Below are 10,633 nucleotides of genomic sequence, written 5' to 3' on the forward strand. Positions count from 1 at the left end.
AGCATTACCGTTATAAATTTAGAATAGGTTTTTGGCAGCACCCTCTGCGGAAAGCAGTCAACGCTTAAGTAGTCCATAACCAGATTCTTAAAATCTGTTTTCACAATAGTATATGTTATTTTCAAACACGAAAGCACACTTCAAAAATAAGCTGAATTACCTTCTTGGCTGTTTTAGTGCCCTGCTGCTTCTATCATCCTGCGAGGATCCAAATGAACTTGGTTTAGGACTGGTAGAGGATAATATCCAAGGCAAGTTTATCGATACTCTTTCTATAGATGTATCCACTGTATTGCTGGATTCTATCGCAACATCAGGAACAGGTGGTTTGCTGGTCGGGCAGTATACCGACCCAAACGCAGGTACGCTCAAAGCCTCTACCTTCTTTCAGCTTGGGTTAGGCTCCACATGGACACTGGCTGCTGATGCCACGTATGATTCCCTGCGCCTGGTTCTCAATACATCAAGTAATTATTATGGCGATACTACAAAAGCAATAACCTTTACTGCTAATGAAGTAACGTCTGCGCTTGCAGCCAGAACCTTGTCTCCGGTGTTCCCAAATGAACAGCCAAGGTCTTTGTTTTACAGCGCCAGCGCCCTTTACAACACAAGTAAAGTATTGGTTGCTCCTACAGCTCTGACAACTTTCTCGTTTTTGCCAAGGCCAGTACGAAAAGATACGCTTCTAGTACCTCTTTCTGATGAGCTGGGCAGGCAATGGTTTGCTCTTCGTAAGGCAGGTGACACGAAGCTAACAGACAATACAAGTTTCCAATCATACTTTAAGGGGCTAAGCCTCGCTCCGTTAGAGGGCAGTGCAGTAGCTAGTTTTCCTGCAGCATCTACTGTTGTGCGCCTATACTATTCAGAAACAGTGAGTGGTGCTAAAGTAAGTAAGGTGCACGATTTTCCGATAGTTAACTCCAGTTTACAGTTTAATAAGTTTGAGAACGATTTTACTGGTAGCCCACTTGCAGGAATTGTGAGGGGAGAGGAGTTACCTGCAGCGGCAGCAAATGGCGTGGGTGTGGCACAAGCTGGGAGCGGTTTGATGATCAAGATTGAAATTCCTTACTTAAACCGCCTGAAAGAGCAGCTGAAAGCAGAATTTGTTAATCATGCTGTTTTGATCGTAGAGCCTCTTCAAGGAGCAACAACCACTAATCCCTATCCGGTACCAAGTGTACTGAACCTGTATAGAACAAATGAAAATAATGTTCCTTACGCTACAGTTAATGCCAACTATACGGCTGGCAGCAATGTGCCACCGCTTGCCGCTGGATTTAATAAAGATGCAGGTACCAACGGCCGCTATGAGTTTATCATTACGCAGTATATAGTTGACAAATTGAAAGATGAGCGTTTAGGTTCTGACAATGCGTTATTTATTGCCCCGGCTTCTTCTGCATACCAAAGCAGTGTCGGCCGATTGGTGGTAGGAGCGCAGCGTATTAAATTAAAAGTTTACTATACTACAATTAAATAAGATCGGTAACATGAAAAACCTTTTTAGGAACATGCGTCTTTTATCGGCCTTAGCTTTAGTGCTTTCGATATGCGTTTTAACCTCTTGTGATAGTGAGGACGAGCTAGTGATAGGGGAGTGGCAACCGCGTGCAGACTTTGCCGGTGTGGCCCGTAGCAGCGCCGTATCTTTTGTGATTGATGGCAAAGCATATGTTGGTACCGGCTATGACGGCACCAAGCGTTTACAAGATTTCTGGATGTATGAGCCAAACGCGAATACCTGGACAAAGATTGCAGACTTTCCGGGAGAGGCACGTAGTGCTGCGGTAGCATTTTCTGCTAACGGTAAAGGCTATGTGGGTACGGGCTATAACGGCTCTAACTATTTAAATGATTTTTACGAGTATACGCCATCCTCTAATACCTGGACCAGAGTTGCAGACCTTCCTGCTTCAGCCCGTTTTGGAGCTGTTGCCCTGTCGTTTAGCAATAGCGGCTATGTAGGTGCTGGATATGATGGAACATACCTGAAGGACTTCTGGATGTACAATGCAGAAGAAGATAACTGGGTGGCTCAACAAGAAATGTCTGGAGCTCGGCGCCTAAATGGGTTTGCTTTTGTGGCGAATGGAAAGGGATATATAGGAGGAGGTATAAACAATAACGTTTATAATACTGACCTGATAGAGTTTGACCCGGCGACAGGTGCTTGGAGAAATTTAAAGACTCTGAGTACCACTGACCGCAGTGGGGGAGAATTCCCTGTTTTCAGTGCTGGATCACTTATGGGCTCGTTTTCTGTAGGAAGCAATGGATATCTAGTGAATACAGGTGTAAACAGTGCAGCAAATACATTAGAGTTACAAGTTTGGAAGTTTGACCCTGCAACCGATACCTGGACACAGCTACGCAAATTCAGAGGGCCAACAAGAAGCAGTGCAGTTGGTTTTGGAATTGGTGACAAAGGTTATTTCGGCCTCGGTATGAATACGCTGGACTTTAAGAAAGACTTTTGGTCATTAGACCCTGCTGTTGCCAATAAAAAATAGCCTGTCATACAGGCATAAAAAAACAGGCTGGCTCTTTGAGTCAGCCTGTTTTTTTATGCCTGCTTGCAACTGCCGGGTAGCTTGTAGGGTCTTATAGTTGAGTTCCTGGCAAGTTGTAGCAATGTGCCTGAAGCTTTAGAGTATATAGAGGCGCAAGTATAGCCATGCTGCACAAAGGAGTTAGAAGGAGACTAATTTTTTCTGTAATATGCACTGAAGCCTGTTGCCTTGCAGCAGGTTTTTTTACGTGTAAAGCTTTTTCCGAGCGCTGCCGTACAGCACTGTATAACTATAGCAGCAGGCTAAACTAACTACTGGTTTTAAATGTTATAGTTTATCTTTACTACTCCGTAAAATAGACGAATGGATTTTAAGCTAACATCAGAGTTTCAACCTACCGGCGACCAGCCGAAAGCCATAGCCCAACTGACCGAGGGTGTAAATAACGGTGAACCTGCACAAGTGCTGCTTGGTGCCACTGGTACCGGTAAAACCTTTACGATGGCGAACGTCATCAAAAACACAGGCAAGCCTACCTTGGTGCTTTGCCACAACAAGACACTGGCCGCCCAGCTGTACGGAGAGTTCAAGCAGTTCTTTCCGGAGAATGCAGTGGAGTATTTTATCTCTTACTACGATTATTATCAGCCGGAGGCATACATTGCCTCTTCAGACGTTTTTATAGAAAAGGACCTGCAAATTAACGAAGAGATTGAGAAGCTGCGTCTGCACACAACCTCTGCTTTGCTCTCTGGTCGCCGCGATATTGTGGTGGTGGCATCGGTAAGCTGTATCTATGGTATAGGTAACCCGGAAGAATTTGGCAAAAACGTAATGCACCTGGCACCGGGGCAGCGCTACAGCCGCAACAACCTGCTTTATACATTCGTGCAGATACTTTACAGCCGCACTGAAGCAGAGTTCACACGTGGAACATTCCGAGTGAAAGGCGATACAGTAGATATTTACCCAGCTTATGCTGACTTTGCCTACCGCCTGTACTTCTTCGGGGATGAGCTGGAAGCCATTCACCGTATTGATCCTGAATCCGGCAAAAAATTAGCGGAGGAGCAGGCAGTGACGCTGTACCCGGCCAACCTCTTCGTGACTGGCAAAGACACGTTGAACCAGGCTATCCACGAAATCCAGTACGATATGGTGGCGCAGAATGAATATTTTCTGAAAGAAGACAGACCAGCCGAGGCGAAGCGCATCAAGGAAAGAACTGAATTTGACCTGGAGATGATCCGTGAGTTAGGCTACTGCTCCGGCATCGAGAACTACTCCCGCTACTTCGACCGTCGTGCACCTGGTGCCCGCCCGTTCTGCTTGCTGGATTATTTTCCGGATGATTTTCTGATGGTGATTGACGAGAGCCATGCTACGCTGCCGCAGGTACGCGCCATGTGGGGCGGCGACCGCTCCCGTAAAGTGGCCCTAGTGGAGTATGGCTTCCGTTTGCCAGCCGCCATGGACAATCGCCCGCTTACCTTTAACGAGTTTGAGAGCCTGATGCACCAGGTGGTTTTTGTGAGTGCTACGCCCGGCGATTACGAAATTCAGAAATCAGAAGGTGTCATTGTAGAGCAGATTATTCGACCAACTGGCTTACTGGATCCTGAAATAGAAATCAGGCCAAGCACCAACCAAGTAGATGACCTGCTGGATGAGATTGACGAGCGCGTAAAAACGGGTGCACGTGTACTAGTGACGACGCTGACAAAACGTATGGCCGAAGAGTTGGCTAAGTACCTGGAGCGCCTCAACATAAAAGTAAAGTACCTGCACTCCGAAGTGAAGACGCTGGACCGCGTGGAGATCCTACGCGAGCTGCGCCTGGGGATTATCGATGTGCTGATAGGGGTGAACCTGCTGCGTGAAGGTCTTGACTTACCAGAGGTGAGTTTGGTGGCGATACTGGATGCCGATAAAGAAGGCTTCCTGCGCGACCAGCGTTCCCTGATTCAGACGATGGGCCGCGCCGCACGTAACGACAAAGGCAAAGTTATCATGTACGCCGACCGAATGACAGGATCAATGCAACGGGCTATAGATGAGACCAACCGCCGCCGCGACACGCAAATTGCCTATAACATAAAACATGGTATCACACCACGTACCGTTATCAAATCAAGTGATGAAATTTTCCAGCAGACTTCGGTAGCTGATGCGAAGAAGAGGGATGTGAAAATGTATGCCGGACCAGAAGAAGTCTCGATGGCTGCTGAACCGGTGGTGCAAATGATGAAGCGCGATGAACTGGAAAAGCTGATTAAGAAAACAGAGAAGCAGATGGAAGCCGCCGCCAAAGATTTAGACTTCCTGCAGGCAGCCAAGTATAGAGATGAACTGGCAGACCTGCGTAAGCTACTCAAGTCTAAGCGCGACTAATTAGCTTTGGTTTAAATTCAGAAACAGAAAAGCAGATGCCATAACGTATCTGCTTCTCTGTTTCTGGCCTATGATAAGTATAACCTCAGGTGCTGTTTATTGTAGTTGCTGAAAATCCTGTATCTTATGTGTTTGTTGTGAATCGTTTTATAAAACCAATATGATTAGAAAAATATTACCCTTTTGCTTCCCTGCCATACTTGGGATGCTTGGCGCCTGTGGTTCAACCAAATCAGAAACAGCCGATACTACCTCTGAGTCCGTGGACATTCTCTCAACAGAAAGCTATGGTGCGTATCTGTCTGAACTGGCTTCTGATGATCTGGAAGGTCGAAAGCCTTTTACCAGCGGCGAGAAGAAAACACTAGCCTACCTTGAGCGGGAGTTCAAGGAGCTTGGGCTGGAGCCTGGAAATGGTGATAGCTATTCTCAAGAGGTGGCTATGGTAGATATTCGCACTATCCCCAGCACACGCATGACGGTAACGGGTAAAGGCAAAACGTTTGAGTTGGAAGGCCGTGAAGACTATGTGCTCTGGACAAGGAGAACAGACCCAAGTATAGACATCAACAACAGCGAACTTGTTTTTGCAGGTTTTGGTATTGTAGCACCCGAGTATAACTGGAATGACTATGCCGGCCTTGACGTGAAAGATAAAGTAGTGCTGATCATGGTAAACGACCCCGGGTTTTATGAGCAGAAGCAGGATGTGTTTAAAGGCGAAGCCATGACCTACTATGGCCGCTGGACCTATAAGTTTGAAGAAGCTGCAAGACAAGGAGCCAAAGGCTGTCTGATCATCCATAATACAAAACCTGCAGGCTATGGCTTTGAAGTGGTGCAAAATAACTGGAATACCTCTAAGCTATACTTAGATCCTAAAGGAAAAGAAACTTACAAATGCGCAATCGAGGGTTGGGTAACAGATGAAACAGCCCAGCAGTTATTCGGGGCTGCCGGAATGGACTATGCCGCCGTCACAGCCAATGCATCAAAGCCAGGAGCCAAACCACAGCCAATGGGTATCAGCGTAAGCACATCGCTTAAGACCAATGCTACTTATGATAAGAGCAACAACTTTGTAGCCAAGATTACCGGCAGCAAGTACCCTAACGAGGCCATTATCTACACTGCCCATTGGGACCACCTGGGCTATGGGAAAGCAGATGCAACGGGCGACAGCATTTATAATGGTGCTGTAGACGACGCAACAGGCGTAGCCGGCTTACTGGAAATAGCCAAAGCATTTAAAAGCGCATCAAACCAGCCGGAAAGAAGCATTGTATTCCTGGCTGTTACGGCAGAAGAGCAAGGTTTGTGGGGCTCTGCTTATTATGCCGAGAACCCGATCTTTCCGAAAGAGAAAACAGTGGCGAATATTAATATGGACATGCTCAACTCCTATGGCAAAACCAAAGATATTGTGCTGTATGGGCTAGGGCAGTCTGAGCTGGAGGAATACTTAACAGAGGAGGCGAAGCAGGCAGGCCGTTATATTGCTCCTGAGGCTAACCCGGAAGCTGGTTTATACTATCGCTCCGATCACTTCAACTTTGCTAAAATTGGGGTACCTGCATTGTTCATTGGCCCGGGCACAGACCACGTGGAACATGGCAAGGCATATGGGAAACAGAAACTGGATGAGTTCTTTGCTGAATATTATCATAAACCATCGGACGAAATGCATCCTGACCTGAAGCTTGACGGAGCCGTGGAAGATTTGACGCTGCTGTACAAGGTAGGTAAACGACTAGCTTTTTCAGGAGAGTGGCCCAAGTGGAAGGCAGGGTCTGAGTTTAAAGCCGCACGAGAAGCCTATATGAAGAAGTAGTCCCATCTGTTTAAAGTAAAATGCCGCTCCTGCAAATGTGTAGGAGCGGCATTTTTGTTTATTCCAGGAAAAGGATCTTATTCAGCAGTTATACTTCACATAGCTCTGAATTGCTTGAATAGTTTTACTTTTCAGACAGATACAGCTTCTTGATGCTGTATTGTTAGCAGACTGAGCTTGGTATACCTTGGATGGGGCTTTTCAAATATGGGTTTGAGAAAACTGAAACTTATACTTGAATAGGACAAGTAACAGGAGTTATATATACAGTCTTGTGAAGTTTAATTGTTAGATGGGCCAGTTCCTGCTCCTGGAAGAGCAGGAACTGGCCCATCTGAATTTTTCACAGTTTTATAGGTAGTGGAGGTAGTAGTCTGAAAGCTGGCGGCTTTATTGCCTGCTTCCGATAATAAGATGCAGAAAGTATGGCAGAGGTTGCACGAGGGATGAATATATTTTATACTTTAAGTATTTTAAATATAATTGTGCATCTGTTATTTTCGCTATATTTAGTAATCCTAATACAGGTAACCTAAACCTACCATGAATAAAATACTATGGAGCATGCTGCTGTTGGTTAGCATGTCCGCTGCTGTATCGGCTCAAAGTATAAGCGAAGCAAGTACAAAGTATAAGGCAAAAGAGTATAGAGTATCTGGAGAGATCTATACGAAGGTTTTTGCGCAGGGTAGAGGTAGTGCTACAGATTATTACAATGCAGCCTGCTCGTGGGCAATGGCTGGAGACAAAAAGAAGGCGCTGCTATACTTGCAACAGGCCATAAACAAAGGATACATCAACCTAAACCACCTGAAGAAGGACAATGATTTTAACAGCCTGCACCAGGAGAAGCGTTGGATTGCTTTGTTGAAAGGTTTGGAGAAAAAAGTAGCAGCCCTGGAAGCAAATTATAATAAGCCGCTTAAGGTCGAGTTGGAGCAAATTTATGCTAAAGACCAGGAGGTGCGGCAGGCGTTTGATGTAGCACTAAAGAAATATGGCAGCGAATCTAAAGAGACACAGCAGGTTCTCCAGAAAATTATCGAGGTAGATAAAGAAAATCAGGAATTAGTAGCTGCTATATTAGCTAAGCATGGCTGGCCCGGAAAAACAATGGTAGGACCACAGGCCAGCAATGCTGCTTTTCTGGTGGTGCAGCACTCTAAAAAAGAAGTGATGGAAAAGTGTTTGCCTTTGCTGCGAGAAGCGACAGCTATAGGAGAGGCAGATAAAAGCCAACTGGCGCTGGTGGAAGATAAAGTACGAATGTACAATGAGCAACCTCAGCTCTATGGCAGCCAACTGAAGGTAAACACAGTAACAGGAAAATACGAGCTTTACAAAATAGAGGACGAAGCTAACGTAAACAAACGCCGGGAGGAGATGGGGTTGGAGCCGCTACAAGATTACGTGAAAAGATTCGGAATTGATTATCAGGTGCCGCAGATAAAAACTGAAGAGTAAGAGACTGAAAGTATAAAGGCCGAAACAGGTTGGTAGTTTCGGCCTTTATACTTTAAAGCAGCAGTAAACCTTTCTCCCGAAGTTCAAACCAGGTTGGGGAGCTTATAAACTCTGCAAAGTTGAGGTGCCCATCAACAGGAAAGCTTTCTTCTAGTTGTTTAAATGTAACAGCCGTAATACTTTCTGCTGTTACCTTCTGTAGCGTATCCAGCAGCCATTGGCCTATCACAGCCGTGGTTTTTATCTGAAAATCTTCGCCTTTTTCAAAAAAAGTGAGCAGGCAGCGCTCGATGGTCTGGCCTTTTTTGGCAATCATGGTAAACTCTATCTCCGGAATACCGCCTAGCCACAGCACCCTGGCGTTACGGCGCTCCGCATCAGGTTTCTGCGGTTGCTGAATTGCTTTGTAAATCAGATCAGGGCGCAGCTTTACGCGTGGCACTTTAAAATCAAACCAGAACGAAAGCGGCTCCTCTAAGGCTACACCATGCATGTAGTTATAAATAGCCTTGGCCAATCCTTCGCCAAACATAGTATGGTCGGTGCCTTGCGGGTCCTCGTGCCAGAGGTCGTTGTTTGCAAAAAGCCCCTCTTCCGGACCTACTTTTACTACGCCATACTTTTCCGGGTTCTTACCAACAGGGCTGTGGGCCGTCATGCTAAACCGGTGCCAGTACCCCGACTGGATTACCCCGTTCAGAAACAGCTGCCGCACTACTTCCAAAGAGTCTATGGTTTCCTGGGCAGTTTGTGTCGGGAAACCATACATGAGGTAGGCGTGTACCATAATGCCCGCCTGGGTAAAAGCATCAGTTACACGGGCCACCTGGTCTATTGTTACGCCTTTCTCCATCAGTGCCAGCAGCCTGTCAGAAGCTACCTCTAAGCCACCAGATACGGCAATACACCCAGACGCAGCCAGCAAGCGGCACAAATCTGGGGTAAATGTTTTTTCGAAGCGAATATTGCCCCACCAACTGATCTTTACCCCACGCCGCAGCAGCTCAATGGCCATGTCGCGCAGTGGAGCGGGAGGGGCAGCCTCATCTACAAAATGGAAGCCCGTTTGCCCCGTCTGGGCAATAATTTGCTCCATACGGTCTACCAGCATAGTGGCAGGTGCCACATCGTAGCGGTTAATATAATCTAAGGTAATGTCGCAGAATGAGCAGCGTTTCCAGTAACAGCCATGGGCAATAGTTAGCTTATTCCAGCGGCCATCGCTCCAGAGGCGGTGCATAGGGTTTATTACGTCAATCACCGACAGGTAATCGTGCAGTTTGAGGTCGCTGTAATCCGGTGTTCCTACTTCTGTATGCGGAATATCGGGATCAGTGCTCCCGTTAATGTACTGCACTTCTCCACCAAGTAATAAGAAAGTACGCTGTAGCTGTTCCTGTTCCCGCTGTCCCTGCAGGTGCTCCAGCAGCCTCAGCCATGGGCCTTCGCCATCATCCAGCGTTATGTAATCAATATACTTAAAAAGGCGTGGCTCCCGCAGGCTGCGTAGTTCTGTGTTAGGGTAGCCGCCGCCCATCATGGTTTTTATGTGCGGATATTTTTCTTTGATAAACTTGGCCATGCGCAGGCCACCATATAAGTTGCCCGGGAAAGGAATGGAAAAGCCTACTATACTTGGCTGTACCTGTTGCAGTCGTTCGGCCAGCAGGTTTAGCAGCATTTCATCAACCAGGTTAGGCTCCAGTTGCAGCGCTTCTTCCATTGGGTCGAAGTGCGTGGCTGACATAGCCAGGCTATCGGCATAGCGGCTGAAAGCAAAGTATGGGCAGATGGTTTCTTTGATCAGGTCGCCGAGGTCTTCTAAGTATAAAGTAGCCAAATAGCGCGCTCGATCCGAAATGCCCATGCTGCCAAAGGCCCAGTCAATATCCTCTACCTGATCAAAGCGGGCAGCCTCTGGCAAAAACCGGCTGTAGCTGATCTGCTGTGCCAGCGTACTATCTTTATTCTGCAAAAAGCGGATAACCGGCTCAATCGTATTCAGGTATTCGCGCTTTAAGCGCAGCATGCGCAGGCTATTATCCGATAGCTCAAAATTGCCTAGCTCTATGGCCTCAAAAATCTGCTGAAGGCCCTTACGCGTGAACATCTGTAACACGAGCTCAATACCCATATCAGCCTGAGTTACCTGATAGCCCCGCCCTCCTAAAAAGCCTTTGATATAGGCTGTTGCCGGGTAGGGCGTATTGAGTTGTGTGAGCGGTGGCGTAATGAGCAGTATAGTAGGCTTATCCAAGGCAAATCAATTTAAAATTTACTAGTAGTGTGGCAGCAGGGCCAGAAGACAAAAGTACTGAATATGGTACACAATGTAATACCTGCCGCCTTTGCAACAGTTAAAGTATAGGCCTGGTTCACCTGAAACCTACAGCTGGTGAGTAGTATAAAAACATCTAAGTATAAAGCT

The 10,633-nt window shown here is 46.7% G+C and carries 6 protein-coding genes; 5 read left to right on the plus strand and 1 reads right to left on the minus strand.

Annotation, left to right across the window (positions count from 1 at the left end):
- The first annotated feature begins 112 nt into the window (after positions 1-112).
- From ACFQ2O_RS16495 to ACFQ2O_RS16515, 5 genes are all read left to right on the plus strand, one after another.
- Positions 113-1,489, plus strand: a complete 1,377-nt coding sequence (locus tag ACFQ2O_RS16495; RefSeq protein ID WP_377530193.1) for a DUF4270 family protein — start codon at positions 113-115, stop codon at positions 1,487-1,489.
- 10 nt (positions 1,490-1,499) lie between these two features.
- Positions 1,500-2,519, plus strand: coding sequence for a Kelch repeat-containing protein (locus tag ACFQ2O_RS16500; protein ID WP_377530197.1), 1,020 nt, complete (start codon positions 1,500-1,502; stop codon positions 2,517-2,519).
- A gap of 363 nt (positions 2,520-2,882) precedes the next feature.
- Positions 2,883-4,910 (plus strand): excinuclease ABC subunit UvrB, encoded by a 2,028-nt coding sequence (uvrB, locus tag ACFQ2O_RS16505; protein ID WP_377530202.1) that lies wholly within the window; start codon positions 2,883-2,885, stop codon positions 4,908-4,910.
- Positions 4,911-5,070: 160 nt separating this feature from the next.
- Positions 5,071-6,741: a M28 family metallopeptidase gene (locus ACFQ2O_RS16510; RefSeq protein ID WP_377530204.1), complete on the plus strand. Its 1,671-nt coding sequence runs from the start codon at positions 5,071-5,073 to the stop codon at positions 6,739-6,741.
- 543 nt (positions 6,742-7,284) lie between these two features.
- Positions 7,285-8,205 carry a DUF6624 domain-containing protein gene (locus tag ACFQ2O_RS16515; protein WP_377530207.1) on the plus strand — a complete coding sequence of 307 codons (921 nt, stop codon included), beginning with the start codon at positions 7,285-7,287 and terminating at the stop codon, positions 8,203-8,205.
- Between the two features lie 52 nt (positions 8,206-8,257).
- Here the strand turns inward: ACFQ2O_RS16515 and ACFQ2O_RS16520 are convergent, their stop codons facing one another.
- Positions 8,258-10,462 carry a B12-binding domain-containing radical SAM protein gene (locus tag ACFQ2O_RS16520; RefSeq protein ID WP_377530212.1) on the minus strand — a complete coding sequence of 735 codons (2,205 nt, stop codon included), beginning with the start codon at positions 10,460-10,462 and terminating at the stop codon, positions 8,258-8,260.
- Positions 10,463-10,633 lie beyond the last annotated feature (171 nt).

The organism is Pontibacter rugosus (assembly GCF_042678745.1).
Classification (GTDB): Bacteria; Bacteroidota; Bacteroidia; order Cytophagales; family Hymenobacteraceae; genus Pontibacter; species Pontibacter rugosus.

Bases quoted from the DNA above. Each gene is read 5' to 3' on its own strand.
- ACFQ2O_RS16515 (WP_377530207.1), top strand. From the start codon at position 7,285: ATGAATAAAATACTATGGAGCATGCTGCTGTTGGTTAGCATGTCCGCT.
- ACFQ2O_RS16510 (WP_377530204.1), top strand. From the start codon at position 5,071: ATGATTAGAAAAATATTACCCTTTTGCTTCCCTGCCATACTTGGGATG.
- uvrB (WP_377530202.1), top strand. From the start codon at position 2,883: ATGGATTTTAAGCTAACATCAGAGTTTCAACCTACCGGCGACCAGCCG.
- ACFQ2O_RS16500 (WP_377530197.1), top strand. From the start codon at position 1,500: ATGAAAAACCTTTTTAGGAACATGCGTCTTTTATCGGCCTTAGCTTTA.
- ACFQ2O_RS16495 (WP_377530193.1), top strand. From the start codon at position 113: ATGTTATTTTCAAACACGAAAGCACACTTCAAAAATAAGCTGAATTAC.